Source organism: Rhizorhabdus sp. P4_G5 (genome assembly GCF_056401065.1).
In genome coordinates this window covers 194312-209395 of record NZ_JBFUKB010000001.1, presented here as the reverse complement: position 1 = coordinate 209395, position 15084 = coordinate 194312, and the positions used below count along the sequence as shown (strand labels likewise).

Here is a 15084-nt window from a genome sequence, read left to right as displayed (position 1 = left end):
TTATCGTCCGCCGAAGCGGCGCTCGCGCGTGCCGAAATCGGCGATGGCGGCGGCAAGTGCCTTGCCATCGAAGTCGGGCCAGAGCGTGTCGACGAACAGCAATTCGGCGTAGGCGGCCTGCCACAGCAGGAAATTGGAGAGCCGCCGCTCGCCCGAGGTCCGGATCAGCAGGTCGAGCGGCGGAAGATCGCTGGTGTCGAGGCGCGCCTCGATCGCGGCGGCATCGATGTCGCCCGGGCAAAGCCTTCCGGCGCCGACCTCCATGGCGATCTCGCGCATGGCGCGAACCATCTCGTCCTGGGCGCCGTAGTTGAGCGCCAACACGAAATCGAGCCGGCGATTGTCCTTGGTGCGTTCGACGCCCTCGCGAACCAGATCGATCAGGTCGCCCTCGAGCCCGTTGATATCGCCGATAGTGCGCAGGCGGATGCCATTGCGATCGAGTTCGTCGACCTCCTTGCGGAGATAATGGCGCAGCAGCCCCATCAGGTCCGACACTTCCTCGGTCGAGCGCCGCCAGTTCTCCGACGAGAAAGCGTAAAGGGTGAGCGCCTGCAGCCCGAGATCGGCCGCAGCCTTCACGGTCGTGCGGACAGCCTCCGCGCCTGCCCTATGGCCTGCCACGCGGGGCAGGAAGCGGCGCTTCGCCCAACGCCCATTGCCATCCATGATGATCGCGACATGGCGCGGCCCGCTGCTCGTGGCGGCGACCGCATTGGCGACAGGGCTGGCCGAGAGGCCTTTCACTTGCCGAGGATTTCCTTTTCCTTGGCGCCCGCTGCGGCGTCGATCTCTGCGATGGTACTATCGGTCAGCTTCTGCACCTCGACCTCGCGGCGCTTGCGGTCGTCCTCGCTGATGACGCCCTTCTTCTCGTCGACCTTGAGGCTGTCCATGCCGTCGCGGCGGACGTTGCGGGCAGCGACGCGGGCTTTTTCGGCATATTGGCTGGCGAGCTTGGCTAGCTCCTTGCGGCGCTCCTCGGTCAGGTCAGGAATCGGGATGCGCAGCGTCTGGCCGTCCATGATCGGGTTGAGTCCGAGCCCCGCCGAACGGATTGCCTTGTCGACGGGCCCGACATTGGACTTGTCCCACACCTGCACCGACAGCATGCGCGGTTCCGGGGCGGTGACCGTGGCGGCCTGGTTGAGCGGCATATGGCTGCCATATATCTCGACCGTCACTGGATCGAGCAGGTTCACCGAAGCCCGGCCGGTGCGCAGGCCGACCAGATCGCTCTTCAGCGATTCCACGGCTCCGTGCATGCGGCGTTCGAGATCGGCCTTGTCGTATGCGGGCATGTTTACCTCTCCTGGTTCTGGACGATCGTGGCGGTGCCCGAACCAGCAAGCACCTTGGCCAGATTGCCCTGCTCGCGGATGTTGAATACCACGATCGGAATGTTGTTGTCGCGGCACAGCGCGACGGCGCTTGCATCCATCACTTTCAGATTGTCGGCAAGGACGCGATCGAAGGTCACCGTGTCGTACCGCTTGGCGGTCGCGACCTTCTTCGGATCTGCGTCATAGACGCCATCGACCGAAGTGCCCTTGATCAGGGCATCGCAGCCCATTTCGGCGGCGCGCAGCGCTGCGGCGCTGTCGGTGGTGAAATAGGGATTGCCGGTGCCGGCGGCGAATATGACGATCCGGCCCTTCTGGAGGTGCCGTTCGGCGCGGCGGCGGATGAACGGTTCACACACCGTGCTCATCGGTATCGCCGACTGGACCCGGGTATCGACGCCGATCTGCTCGAGCGCATTCTGCACCGCCAGCGCGTTCATCACCGTGGCGAGCATGCCCATATAATCGGCGCTGGTCCGGTCGAAACCCTTTGCGGCAGCCGCCAGCCCGCGAAAGATATTGCCGCCGCCGACGACGAGACAGAGTTCGTAATTCGCGGCGACATCGGCGATCTCTCTGGCGACGCGGGCGACGGTATCGGGATCGATGCCGAAGTTCCCCTGCCCCATCAACACCTCGCCCGACAGCTTCAGCAGGATACGGTTGAAGCGTGGTCGGTCCATAGGTTGGGATCTCATGCGTTACAGGAAGCGATGGGCACCTTAGGGGCAGCTTACAAGCCTGCCAAGCGCCAGCGCGCTTTCAAGGCGGAGGATGACATCCGCCGACTCGGAAAGCGGCTCATCCAAGACAAAAAGGCCCGCCCTCCGGCTTGAAAAGCAGGAAGGCGGGCCTCGCTGGAGAGGGTCAGCCCTTGGCCGCTGCGGCGACTTCCGCGGCGAAGTCGCTGGTTTCCTTCTCGATGCCTTCACCGAGCTGGAAGCGGACATAATCCTTGAGCGTGATCGAGCCGCCGGCGGCTTTCGCCGCATTGGCCACGACCTGTGCGATCGGGGTCTTGTTGTCGATCACGAAGACCTGGCTGAGCAGCGCATTTTCCTTGCGGAACTTGGCGACCGCGCCCTGGACCATCTTTTCCACGATCTCGGCCGGCTTGCCCGATTCGGCGGCCTTCTCGGCAGCGATCGCGCGCTCACGCTCGATCACGGCCGGGTCCAGTCCGTCCTCGGTCAGCGCATGCGGGAAAGCGGCGGCGATGTGCATCGCGATCTGCTTGCCCAGGGCTTCCATCGCGTCGACCGGGGCATCGCCCTCGAGCGCGACGAGCACGCCGATCTTGCCCAGGCCCGGCGATACCGCGTTGTGCATGTAGGACACGACTGCGCCCTTAGACACTTCGACGATCTTCGCACGGCGCAGCGTCTGGTTCTCGCCGATGGTGGCGATGTTCGAGGTCAGCTTCTCGCTGACGCTGCCGCCGCCGGGATAGCCCGCCGCGCCGAGCGCCGCGACCTCCTCACCGGTGGCCAGCGCAAGCTTCGAAACGGTGCGGACGAAGTCCTGGAACTGCTCGTTCTTGGCGACGAAATCGGTTTCCGAATTGACCTCTACGGCAGCGCCACGGGTACCTTCGACGGCCACGCCGACCAGACCCTCGGCCGCAGTGCGGCTCGACTTCTTGGCAGCGGTAGCGAGGCCCTTGGTGCGGAGCCAGTCGATCGCGGCGTCCATGTCGCCGTTGTTCTCGGTCAGCGCCTTCTTGCAGTCCATCATGCCGGCACCCGACTTTTCGCGCAGGTCCTTCACGGCAGCAGCGGTGATCTCCGCCATATTCTCTTCCTTCTTGCTTACGGGACGGGGGAAGGAGCGTTGCCACCCCTACCCCCGCGCGTTCTCGGCTTGAGCCGAGACATGTTCATGACAGCGGCCCAGCAGGCCGTGCCGGATCAGTTCGCCAGAGCCTGCTCGACGGGTGGCTCGGCAGCAGCGCCGAAGTCTTCGCCGCGCGACTGGCGCGCGTCGTTGCCGCCACGGGTCGCCGCTTCGGCAATCGACTCGCAGTAAAGGCGAATCGCGCGAGCGGCGTCGTCATTGGCCGGCACCGGGAAGGCGATGCCGTCCGGGCTGACGTTCGAATCCAGGATCGCGACGACCGGGATGCCGAGCGTGTTCGCTTCCTTGATCGCCAGCTCTTCCTTGTTGGCGTCGATCACGAACATTACGTCCGGAATGCCGCCCATGTCGCGGATGCCGCCAAGCGAAAGCTCGAACTTGTCGCGCTCACGGGTGAGTTGGAGGACTTCCTTCTTGGTCAGGCCATGGGTGTCGCCCGACAGCTGCTCCTCGAGCGCCTTGAAGCGCTTGATCGACATCGAGATGGTCTTCCAGTTGGTGAGCATGCCGCCAAGCCAGCGATGGTTGACATAATGCTGGCCCGAACGGCGCGCTGCTTCTGCGATCGGCTCCTGCGCCTGACGCTTGGTGCCGACGAACAAAACCTTGCCGCCATTCTGGACGGTCTGGGCGACGAATTCGAGCGCGCGTGCGAACAGCGGCACGGTCTGCGAGAGATCGATGATGTGAACACCGTTGCGGTCTCCGAAGAGATACGGCTTCATCTTCGGATTCCAGCGGTGAGTCTGGTGACCGAAATGTGCGCCGGCATCGAGCAATGCCTGCATGGAGACGGTGGGAGCCGCCATAGGATTTTCTCCTTACCCGGTTGAACCTCTGTGGAGCGGTAACCGGGAAACCCGGCACCGGATTATGTGCCCCACATGTGGAATGCCCGCGCCTTTATGCGAGCCGACACGCAAAATCAAGGCTTGACACGATAGAACAAATCATGAACATGTGGAACGGCACACCGTTTCAGGCGCTTTCGGCTATCCCCCGGTTCGAAGGAAACGGACGACAAAGGACGAACATGATGCTTCAGCTTCTTTCCTTCGCGTTGTTCAGCACGGTCCTGCTGGTTTCGATCGCGGCGATCGTCGCCACCGTCCAGGCGGAGATGGCCCATATTCTTCGTGCCCTCGGCATCGCCCCGGCGCCTGTACCGCCGCTGCGCTCCACCGGCGAGCGACGCGTGCGCGTCATATTCCAGGCGGCGCCGGCTGGTCCAAAGGCGCTCCGCGCTGCCGCCTGATGCGGCTATAGGCGATCACGCTAAATGGTATGGTGCTCAGGTAGAACAGCATCAGGAAACTGAGGGTATGCCAGGGCGCCGTGAACAGGGCCGCTCCGGCCATTGCGACCAGCAACAGTGCCGGCAAGCGCCAGGCGCGTGAGATGTGGAGCGACGACCAGCTATAGGTCGCCAGGTCCGAGATCATCAGGAAGCCGATGAGCGATGACCAGCCGCAGATGAAATAGGGATCGCGGAAGACGTCGAGCCCGCTCCACAGCCACATCGCCACCGGCACCAGCATCATGCCGGCACCGGTGGGCGCCGGAACGCCGGTCAGGAAGCCCGCTGCCTTGCGCGGATGTTCGGCGCTGTCGATCGAAGCGTTGAAGCGCGCAAGCCTGAGCGCCGCGCACACCGCATAGCCCAACGCGAAGATCCAGCCGAAGCGCGGAATCGCGTTGAGCGACCACAGGAACATGATGATCGCCGGCGACACCCCGAACGCAATGACGTCCGAGAGCGAGTCGAGCTCCGCGCCGAAGCGGCTTTCACCCTTGAGCAGGCGGGCGATGCGCCCGTCGAGCCCATCCAATATGCCGGCGATCAGGATGGCGAACAGCGCGCGTTCCCAGTCCCCGGCAAGGGCGAAGCGCACACCGGTGAGTCCAGAGCACAGCGCCAGCGCCGTCACGGCGTTGGGCGCCACCGCCCGCGCGGGTATGCCCCGCCTTATATTCTGGCGACGACCGCGCATCAGTTCCGCCCCTTCGCCCGTGACGCCCTTGTCATTGCGCCGCGCCGACAGTCCGCTCGGGCTCGCCGATCCTGGCGATGACGGTTTCGCCGGCGATGGTGCGCTGGCCCAGCGCGACGCGATGCCCGGTTCCAGCAGGCAGATAGACGTCCACCCGGCTTCCGAAGCGGATCAGGCCGACGCGCTGGCCAAGCCCGACGATATCGCCGGCCTTGACGAACGGTACGATGCGCCGCGCCACCAGCCCGGCGATCTGGGTGAAGCCGATCCGGGTGCCGTCAGCGCCCTCGACCAATATATGCTGGCGCTCATTCTCCTCGCTCGCCTTGTCAAGATCGGCGTTGAGGAAGCTCCCGGCGATATAGGCCACCTTGCGGATCGTGCCGGGGATCGGCGTGCGATTGATATGGACGTCGAACACCGACATGAAGATCGAGACGCGGGTCATCGGCGCATCGCCAAGCCCGTCCTCGCCGGCCATCTCGCGCGGCGGCGGGACGATGGTGATCATCGTAACGAGGCCATCGGCCGGCGCGATCACCAGCCCCTCGCCAGTCGGCGTGCTGCGGACAGGATCGCGGAAGAACGCGGCCACCCAGACGGTGATGCCTGCCATCGGCCAGGCGAGCGTCTCCCAGGCGAGCAACGCGAAGATCAGCGCGATCACCGCGGAGATGAGGACGAATTTGCGGCCTTCGGGATGAACGCTGGGCCAGCGCCACTTGACCGAAGTGGTTCCAATATCGGGCTTATCGATTGAAGTCATCGCACCTTCCTAGGGCCGAGGGGCGGGGCTGACAATCGTTGCCGCCGCAGCGGGGTTCCGCCAAGGCCTCCCGGAACGTCAAGAAAACCATGCCCGAACGGTTGATCCCACCGATTTCGTAGCATAGGGACGGCCGCAATATTCCTCCCCGGAGACAGAAAAGCATGGCGAAGATCAAGGTGAAGACCCCGATCGTCGAACTCGACGGCGACGAGATGACCCGCATCATCTGGCAGTGGATTCGCGAGCGCCTGATCCTCCCTTATCTCGATATCGACCTCAAATATTATGACCTCTCGGTCGAGAAGCGTGACGAGACCGGTGACCAGATCACCATCGATAGCGCCAAGGCGATCCAGCAATATGGCGTTGGCGTAAAATGCGCGACGATCACGCCCGATGAGGCCCGCGTCGAAGAGTTCAAGCTCAAGAAGATGTGGAAGTCGCCGAACGGCACCATCCGCAACATCCTCGGCGGCGTAGTCTTCCGCGAACCGATCGTGATCAAGAACGTGCCCAGGCTGGTGCCGGGTTGGACCGATCCGATCGTGGTCGGCCGCCACGCCTTCGGCGATCAGTATCGCGCCACCGACTTCCGCGTGCCCGGCCCGGGCAAGCTGCGGATGATCTGGGAAGGCGAAAATGGCGAGAAGATCGAGCATGAAGTGTTCGATTACCCGTCCGCAGGCGTCGCGATGGGCATGTACAACCTCGATGATTCGATCCGCGATTTCGCCCGTGCGAGCATGAACTATGCGCTCGACCGCGGATGGCCGCTCTACCTGTCGACCAAGAACACGATCCTCAAGGCCTATGACGGCCGCTTCAAGGATCTGTTTCAGGAAGTCTTCGACGCCGAATTCGCCGCCAAGTTCAAGGCACGCAACATCGTCTATGAGCATCGTCTGATCGACGACATGGTCGCCTCGGCGCTCAAATGGAGCGGAAAGTTCGTGTGGGCCTGCAAGAATTACGACGGCGACGTCCAGTCGGACACGGTCGCGCAGGGCTTCGGATCGCTTGGGCTTATGACCTCGGTGCTGATGTCGCCCGACGGCAAGACGATCGAGGCCGAGGCCGCGCACGGCACCGTCACTCGCCATTACCGCATGCACCAGCAGGGCAAGCAGACCTCGACCAATCCGATCGCCTCGATCTTCGCCTGGACCCAGGGCCTGATGTTCCGCGGCAAGTTCGACGATACCCCGGACGTCATCAGGTTCGCCGAAACGCTCGAGCGGATATGCATCGAAACCGTCGAGAAGGGCGGCATGACCAAGGATCTCGCGATCCTGATCGGTCCGGATCAGCCCTGGATGACCACCGAGCAGTTCTTCGAGGAAATCCGCGTCAACCTCGAAAAGGAAATGGCCAGTTGGGCATAAGCTCAGCCATTCGATGAAGATCGTCATTCCGGCGGAGGCCGGAATCTCATGATGGCGGGGTGCACCCTTATCTCCTGGGATTCCGGCCCTCAGCCTTTGGCTGAAGTTATCCTGAGCCCCTGCTTTGCAGGCAGTTGAAGGGCCAGGATGACGGCTTGGAAGATGATCCCCTAACCCCCTGAGATCCCGCTATTCTCGGAGGATGTACTGACCGGCGAGCGGATATGCTCGCGCCTCACACCGAGGCCGACGATCCGCGCCGGGATACGCTGCAGCACCGGAAAGCGATCCAGCATCCTGAGCGCGAACGGCGCTTCCATCTGCACGGTAGCGCCGAGCGTCGGCCCGAGCACATTGGCATGAACGGCGCGCTGCATCGCCTGGATGACCCGCACCGGAAAGAAGCGACGGTCCTGTACGCTGGCGAGCAGCCGATCGACAGCCTCGCCCCGCGCCAACGGCGCCGCCAGAATGTTCGCCGCGGCGACCGCATCCTGTATTGCCAGGTTGATGCCGACCCCGCCGACGGGGGACATCGCATGTGCCGCATCGCCGATCGCCAGCAGGCCGGGACGGTGCCACCGCTTCAGCCGATTGAGCGATACCGACAGCAGCTTCACATCGTCCCATGAGCTGATCGCTTCCAGGCCATTCGCTATCCCCGGCACAGTGCCGGCCACCCTTGCCTTGAATGCGGCGATACCTTCGCTGCGGATCCGCTCGGCGCCGCCCTTGGCGAACACGAAAGCGCATTGCCAATAATCGCCGCGATCAATCATCGCGATCACGGTGCCCGGCGCAAACTGGCCGGCCGTGCGATTCTCCGGTGTCCGCGGCTTGGGCACTCGAAACCAGAACACGTCGATCGGAGCGCCGAGATCCTCTCGCGGCAGTTGCGCGGCCTCCCGCAGCACGGAGCCGCGCCCATCGGCGGCAATGACCAGATCGGCCGCGATGGTCGTGGCATCGGCCAGGCGAACGCCGGTCACCCTGCCCGCCTGCTCGACAAGGCCGGCCACCTCGGCGTCCATGCGCAGCGAGAAACCGGGCCATCGGCTTGCCTCGTCACGAACGAAATCGAGAAACTCCCACTGCGGCATCATCATCATGAATTTGTGACGCACCGGCAGGTGGCGCAGATCGGCAACGCCATATTCGCTTCCGCCGACGCGCGCCTTGATCGCGGTCACCCGATCATGCGGCCGGGCCAGCAACGCGTCGGCGAGACCGAGTTCATCGAACAGGGCGACGGTCGACGGGTGAACGGTGTCGCCGCGAAAGTCGCGCAGGAAATCGCCATGCTTCTCCAGCACCAGCGTTTCGATGCCCGCCCGTGCGAACAGCAGCCCCGCCATCATCCCGGCAGGCCCTCCGCCGGCGATCACCAATGCTTTGTGTGTCACTGATCAGTTATCCCCTCCCGCCGGGTGGCATTTATACGCCATTGCCGCCACTATCCCGCCATGGCTTTTTCACTCACCTCGGCAGCCTTCAGCGACACGCTTGTCATCCTCGGCACCGCCGGGCTCGTAATTCCGGCTTTTACCCGGTTTCGGATCACCCCTGTTATCGGATTCATCCTGGTCGGTGCGCTGATCGGGCCGAACGCGCTTGGCCATCTGATTGCCGATTTCCCCTGGCTGTATTTCGTCACGATCAGCGATCCGCATGCGATCGAACCCTTCGCCGAATTCGGCATCATCCTGCTGCTGTTCTCGATCGGACTGGAGCTGAGTTTCCGCCGATTATGGGGGATGCGGCGCGCGGTATTTGGGCTTGGCTCGTCGAAGCTCATATTGTCGGCACTGATCATCGGCGGCGGTCTGCTGCTCTTCGGCGAACGGCCGGGCGGCGCGCTGGGGCTCGGCCTCGCGCTCGCGCTGTCGTCGACTGCGCTGGTGCTGCCGATGGTCGGCACGACCGGCGCCGTCGGCAAACGCGCCTTCGCAATCCTGCTGTTCGAGGATCTGGCGCTGGTGCCGATCATCTTCATCCTCGGCGCACTGGCGCCTTATGGCGACAATGCCGGCTGGGATGGCCTGCTCCGGACATTGGGCCTCGGTGCGCTGGTGATCGGCGCGATGATGATCGGCGGCCGCTATCTGCTCCCCAAGCTGTTCGCACAGGCCGCCCGCGCCAAGAATCCCGAGTTGTTCCTGTCGGCTAGCCTGCTGGTCGTGATCCTGGCGAGCATCGCGACGACCGCAGCCGGGCTATCGCCGATCGTCGGCGCACTGATCGCGGGGCTGCTCATCGCCGAAACCGACTATCATGCCGAAGTCGAGCTGGTGATCGCGCCGTTCAAAGGGCTCGCGCTGGGCGTCTTCCTGATCACGGTGGGAATGTCGCTCGATCCGGCGATGCTCCTGGAAAATTGGCACGAACTCGCTCTCGCCGTTATCGCCGTGGTGGTAGCCAAGGCACTTCTGACGGCGCTGCTGCTGCGCTTCTGGGGCGCGAAGCGCGCGGTTTCGGCCGAGACCGGCCTGCTGATGTCCTCACCCTCGGAAACCACGCTGATCGTGCTGGGGACGGCCGCGCAGGCGCGGCTGATCGGCGCGGATACCGCCGCGTTCTGGCAGGTGGTCACCGCGATCGGGTTGACCATCACGCCTATCCTCGCAAAGGTCGGCCACGATATCGCGCGCAAGTTCGACGAAGGCGAGCACAAGTCCGACGCCAAGATCCCGGCCACCGCCCAGGGGCGGGCGATCATCGCCGGTTTCGGCCGTGTGGGCCGGCTCGTCGCGCAGATGCTCGATGCCCATGGCCAGAACTATCTTGCCGTCGATGCCGACATCGATGCGGTCATCAGCGCGCGGCGGCGCGGCTATGAGATCATGTATGGCGACATCGCCCGGCCGGGGATGATCGAGCTGCTCGACCTTTCGAAAGCTACCGCGCTGGTCCTGACGATGGACGATCCGGTCCAGGTGGTGCGCATCACCCGTTATGCCCGCGAACACCATCCCGGCCTGACCATCGTCGCCCGTGCGCGAGACCCGAACCACGCGGCCGAGCTATATCGGGCAGGCGCCACCGATGCGGTGCCGGAGACCCTCGAATCCTCGCTACAGCTGTCGGAAGCGGTGCTGGTCGATCTCGGCATCGCCATGGGCCCGGTCATCGCCTCGATCCACGAGAAGCGCGCGGAATTGCGCGCCAAGATCATGGAGATGGGCGAAATCGACAAGGAGCCGCGCCTCGGCCGCCTGCGCTGACCCAGACCTTGATCGGTTCAGGCTGAATCACGCTTCCGGTGGACGCGCGTAGCGCTTCGACAAAATGAGATAGGCGGCAGCGCCGAAGGCGAGCAACAGAGTGCGGCTCAAGGCATCCCCCTTGTCCTGCGCGGACGATAGTAGATTCGCGCCCGCGGACAAAGGCTGGCCGGGCCGGCGGCGATATCGTGCAATGTCCGCGCTACACCGGTTTCCCCCTGCCCCGACGCCTGCTATCCACCCGTCCCATGTCATCCAAGCATCTCTATCTGGTCGACGGTTCGGGCTATATTTTCCGCGCCTATCATCGCCTGCCGCCGCTCACCAACCGTCACGGTATCCCTGCCGGAGCAGTCTATGGCTTCACCACGATGTTGTGGAAGCTGATCAATGAGCTGCACCATGCCGACGGTCCCACGCATCTTGCCGTGATTCTCGACGCGTCGTCCAAAACCTTTCGCAACGACATGTACGACCTGTACAAGGCGCACCGCCCGCCACCGCCCGAGGATCTCGTCCCGCAGTTTCCGTTGATCCGCGACGCGGTCCGGGCCTTTTCGGTGCCCTGCATCGAAGAGATCGGGCTCGAGGCCGACGACATCATCGCCTGCTATTCCGAAGCCGCGATGGCGGCAGGCTGGCAGGTGACCATCGTCTCGTCCGACAAGGATCTGATGCAGCTGATCCGGCCGGGGCTGGACCTGCTCGACACGATGAACAACCGCCGGCTGGGCCGCGAGCATGTTCTGGAAAAGTTCGGCGTGGAGCCGGAGGCGCTGGGCGACGTGCTCGCGCTGATGGGCGACAGCGTCGACAATGTTCCCGGCGTTCCGGGCATCGGACCCAAGACGGCGAGCGAGCTCATCCGCCAGTTCGGCGATCTCGAGACGGTGCTCGCCAGCACCGACCAGATCAAGAAGCCGAAGCTCAAGCAGTCGCTGATCGACCATGCCGACAATGCGCGGCTGTCGCGCGAGCTGGTGCGACTGAAATGCGACTCGCCATTGCCGGAGCCGCTCGATGGCCTGGAGCTGAAGGGCCTGCCGCCCGAGCCGTTGCGCGCCTTCCTGGAAGACCAGGGTTTCAAGTCGCTGCTCGCCAAGGTCGGCGGCGGCAATGGCCCGGCCACGCTTCCCAATGGCGGTCCGACCATGCTCGCGCTGGCGCCCGGGCCGGAGGAGAAGCCCGCGCCGGTGGTCGAGAATATACCGTTCAATCACAAGGACTATGAGACGGTTGTCGAAGAAGCAGATCTAGACCGCTGGATTGCCGACGCTTTTTCCTGTGGACGAGTCGCTGTCGATACCGAAACCGATTCGGTGGACCCGGTACGCGCCGGGCTGGTCGGTGTCAGCCTGGCGATCGCGCCGGGCAAAGCCTGCTATATCCCGCTCGCGCATGTCGGCGACGGGCTGTTGTCGGAAACGCCAAAGCAATTGCCGCTGGCGCTGGCACTGGCCAAGCTGAAGCCGCTGCTGGAGGCGCCCGATATCCTCAAGATCGGCCAGAATATTAAATATGACATGGTCGTGCTCGCGCGGAACGGTATCCGGGTAGGGCCCTATGACGATACGATGCTGCTTTCCTACGATCTAGACGCCGGGCTCGGCGGTCATGGCATGGACGAACTCGCCAGGCGCCACTTCGAACATGCCTGCATCGAGTTCAAGACGGTCTGCGGTACCGGCAAGGCGCAGATCAGCTTTGACAAGGTGATGCTCGACACCGCCACCGAATATGCCGCCGAAGACGCCGACGTTACCTTCCGGCTGTGGCAGCGGCTCAAGGGTCGCCTCGCCGCCGAAGCCGCAACGCGCGTCTACGAATTGGTCGATCGACCGCTGGTGCCGGTTCTCGCCGACATGGAAATGGCCGGGATTCGGGTCGACCGCGAGGAACTGGCACGGCTGTCGCACGAGTTCGCGGGCGAAGCCGCTCGTCTGGAGGCGCTTATCCACGCCGAGGCGGGTACGCCGTTCACAGTCGGCAGCCCCAAGCAGCTCGGCGACATATTGTTCGACAAGATGGGCCTGAAGGGCGGCCGCAAGGGAAAGACGGGGGTCTATTCAACCGACGTCACCGAGCTCGAACGGCTTGCCGGCGACAATGTGGCGATCGCCCGACTGGTGCTCGACTGGCGCCAGATCACCAAGCTCAAGTCGACCTATACCGATGCCCTGCAGAGCCAGATCAATCCCCGGACCGGCCGCGTCCATACCTGCTTCTCGATGGCGGTGGCGCAGACCGGCCGGCTCTCCTCGACCGATCCCAATCTGCAGAACATCCCCATCCGGACCGACCACGGCCGGCGGATCCGCGACGCCTTCGTCGCCGAGCCCGGCAAGATCATCCTGTCGGCCGACTATTCGCAGATCGAATTGCGCCTCGCCGCCCATATGGCCGATGTCCCGGCGCTCAAGGAAGCGTTCGCCAACGGCGACGACATCCACTCGCTGACCGCGCAGGAGGTGTTCGGCGAGGTCAACCGCGACACCCGCGCTCGCGCAAAGACGATAAATTTCTCGATCCTCTACGGCATATCGGCCTGGGGCTTGGCTGGCCGGCTCGAAGTCTCGCGCGAGGAAGCGCAGGGAATGATCGACCGCTATTTTGCCCGCTTCCCCGGCATCAACCACTATATCGCGGCCACGCTGGGCCAAGTTCGCGAACAGGGCTTCGTGACGACCCTGTTCGGCCGCAAGACTCATTTGCCGTGGATCCGCAGCGCCAAACAGGGCGAACGGCAGTCGGCCGAGCGCCAGGCGATCAACGCGCCGATCCAGGGCACCTCCGCCGACATCATCAAGCGGGCGATGATCCGAATGAATCCCGCACTCGCGGCTGCCGGGTTGGGCGACGTCAAGATGCTGCTGCAGGTCCACGACGAACTGGTGTTCGAACTCGCGCCCGACCAGGCCGAGGCCGCGTCGGCAGTGATCCACGACGTCATGGCCAGGGCTGCGGAGCCTCTGGTCACCTTGTCGGTTCCGCTCGGCGTGGAGATCGGCACCGGCCAAAGCTGGGGCGCGGCGCATTGACGCCAGTTCCTGAGCCGCCGGAGGCAGGCGACGACATCAAGGCCCTGGCGAAGGGCGGCCGGACGAATTTCTTCGGCTTCCTGCTGCGCCTGGCCGCGCGCCTGCCCTTCCTGTTCATCGCCGGACGCTGGTACGGCGCCGACGCTCTCGGCCGCTTTGCCTATGCCGTGATCATCGTCGAATTCGTTGCGACGCTCGCCACGCTCGGCCTGAAGCGCGGCCTGGCGGCGCAACTCTCGGCGACCGATCGGCCCCATGTCCATGTCGTATGGGACGCGTTGCTCGTTGCGGCGGTCGCTTCGGCCATCGCCGCGACGGTGCTCGGCACGCTGCCTGAACTCATGTTCCCCAATAGCGGCATCAACGGCCTGGAATGGCTGCTGCCGCTGACGATATTCGCGCTCGCCTGGTCGGATATCTCGCTCGCGGCGCTGGCCTATCGCCTGGACATCGCCGCCACCGTGCGTGCGCGGTCGGTCATCGAGCCATGGACGATCAGCATCGCCGCCTTCGCATTGGCCTTCTACTCGCTCCGCGATGGTTTGATCATCGCCTATGTCATCTCTATGGCGGCAGCGCTGGTCGCCTCGATCTGGCCGCTGCTGAAAAGTTTCGGCCGGCCGCGCGGCTGGCGTCCCCGCCCCGCATCGCTGTTCTCGCTTGCCCGGCGCAACGTCCCGCTGGCCGCCGCCGACGCCATAGAATGGGGATCGCGCCGCCTCGACATCGCGATCCTGGGGCTGTTCTTCTCCCCGGCGATCGTCGGCATCTATTATGTCGCGCAACAGGTCGCGTCGCTGCCGCAAAAGCTCAAGACGAGCTTCGATCCCATCCTCGGGCCGGTGATCACCCGCAATCTGGAGACCGGCAACCGCCAGGCAGTCGCGAAACAGGTCGCACAGGTCGGCTTCTGGATCATCGCGGCACAGGCGGCGATCGGGCTGGCGCTCGGTATTCCGGGCGAGGGCGTCATGGGCCTCGTCGGCCCCAACTTCGTCGGGGGAACGGGCGCTCTCGCCTTCCTGCTGCTCGCCGAAGTGGTGGCGGCGACCGCGGCGGTGTCCGAAGCCGCGCTGATCTATGTCGCGCGCCACCTCAACCTGTGGATCTCGATCGGCATGATCGGCATCCAGATCATGCTCAGCTTCGCCATCGTGCTGATCTTGCGGGACGAACTCGGCGTGCCGCCGCTCTGGCAGGCGGCCGGGCCGGCGATAGCGCTGGCCATAGCATTGGGAATCGCCTCGATCATGAAGGCGCGGCTGCTCTCATTCCTGCTGCAGGCCCCGGTCTCGGGCTGGCGCTGGCCGCTGATCTGGGCTGCCCTGGCGGCCGGCATCACCGGAACTCTCGCGACGCACCTCCCCGAATGGCTCGAGCTTTCGCTGGGCATCCCCGCGATCCTGCTGACCTTCGGCATCGTGATCTGGCGCTTCGGCTTCACCAGCGAAGACCGCATGCTGTTCCGCCTGAAGCAAGCCTGAGC

General features: G+C 64.3%; 13 protein-coding genes. 5 read left to right on the top strand and 8 right to left on the bottom strand.

The features are described from left to right. From AC1DQK_RS01005 to rpsB, 5 genes are all read right to left on the bottom strand, one after another. The gene (locus AC1DQK_RS01005) at positions 1–747 is read right to left on the bottom strand and encodes an isoprenyl transferase (protein ID WP_477866458.1); all 747 of its coding nucleotides are present in this window, start codon (positions 745–747) and stop codon (positions 1–3) included. Continuing rightward, positions 744–1301, bottom strand: a complete 558-nt coding sequence (frr, locus tag AC1DQK_RS01000; RefSeq protein WP_477866456.1) for a ribosome recycling factor — start codon at positions 1299–1301, stop codon at positions 744–746. The genes AC1DQK_RS01005 and frr overlap by 4 nt, the downstream gene beginning before the upstream one ends. Positions 1302–1303: 2 nt before the next feature. Beyond that, a complete protein-coding gene (gene pyrH / locus AC1DQK_RS00995) occupies positions 1304–2026 on the bottom strand; it encodes a UMP kinase (protein ID WP_477866454.1) in 723 nt (240 codons plus the stop codon). Positions 2027–2210: 184 nt separating this feature from the next. Continuing rightward, positions 2211–3134 (bottom strand): translation elongation factor Ts, encoded by a 924-nt coding sequence (tsf, locus tag AC1DQK_RS00990; RefSeq protein WP_477866452.1) that lies wholly within the window; start codon positions 3132–3134, stop codon positions 2211–2213. A 116-nt stretch (positions 3135–3250) separates the two neighbouring features. Beyond that, positions 3251–4006, bottom strand: a complete 756-nt coding sequence (gene rpsB, locus AC1DQK_RS00985; RefSeq protein WP_340315899.1) for a 30S ribosomal protein S2 — start codon at positions 4004–4006, stop codon at positions 3251–3253. A gap of 224 nt (positions 4007–4230) precedes the next feature. Between rpsB and AC1DQK_RS00980 the strand changes: the two genes are divergently transcribed. Next, positions 4231–4452 carry a hypothetical protein gene (locus AC1DQK_RS00980; protein ID WP_477866450.1) on the top strand — a complete coding sequence of 74 codons (222 nt, stop codon included), beginning with the start codon at positions 4231–4233 and terminating at the stop codon, positions 4450–4452. Here the strand turns inward: AC1DQK_RS00980 and AC1DQK_RS00975 are convergent. Further along, positions 4400–5188, bottom strand: coding sequence for a CDP-alcohol phosphatidyltransferase family protein (locus AC1DQK_RS00975; protein WP_477866448.1), 789 nt, complete (start codon positions 5186–5188; stop codon positions 4400–4402). The two genes, AC1DQK_RS00980 and AC1DQK_RS00975, sit on opposite strands and share 53 nt — an antisense overlap. A 31-nt stretch (positions 5189–5219) precedes the next feature. Beyond that, positions 5220–5954, bottom strand: coding sequence for a phosphatidylserine decarboxylase (locus AC1DQK_RS00970; RefSeq protein WP_477866446.1), 735 nt, complete (start codon positions 5952–5954; stop codon positions 5220–5222). 164 nt (positions 5955–6118) lie between these two features. Here AC1DQK_RS00970 and AC1DQK_RS00965 point away from each other — a divergent pair, with 164 nt between their 5' ends. Next, complete coding sequence (locus AC1DQK_RS00965) at positions 6119–7339, top strand: NADP-dependent isocitrate dehydrogenase (protein ID WP_477866444.1); 1221 nt, start codon at positions 6119–6121, stop codon at positions 7337–7339. Positions 7340–7509: 170 nt separating this feature from the next. On the opposite strand, the gene AC1DQK_RS00960 is transcribed toward AC1DQK_RS00965, so the two are convergent. Next, complete coding sequence (locus AC1DQK_RS00960) at positions 7510–8742, bottom strand: FAD-dependent oxidoreductase (protein WP_477866442.1); 1233 nt, start codon at positions 8740–8742, stop codon at positions 7510–7512. A 60-nt stretch (positions 8743–8802) separates the two neighbouring features. Between AC1DQK_RS00960 and AC1DQK_RS00955 the strand changes: the two genes are divergently transcribed. The 3 genes from AC1DQK_RS00955 (at position 8803) to AC1DQK_RS00945 (ending at position 15082) form a co-directional block, all read left to right on the top strand. After that, positions 8803–10560, top strand: coding sequence for a cation:proton antiporter domain-containing protein (locus AC1DQK_RS00955; protein ID WP_477866440.1), 1758 nt, complete (start codon positions 8803–8805; stop codon positions 10558–10560). A gap of 248 nt (positions 10561–10808) precedes the next feature. After that, entirely contained in the window at positions 10809–13598 is a 2790-nt protein-coding gene (gene polA, locus AC1DQK_RS00950) for a DNA polymerase I (protein ID WP_477866438.1), read from the top strand. Further along, a complete protein-coding gene (locus AC1DQK_RS00945) occupies positions 13595–15082 on the top strand; it encodes a lipopolysaccharide biosynthesis protein (protein ID WP_477866436.1) in 1488 nt (495 codons plus the stop codon). The genes polA and AC1DQK_RS00945 overlap by 4 nt, the downstream gene beginning before the upstream one ends. Positions 15083–15084: the final 2 nt, after the last annotated feature.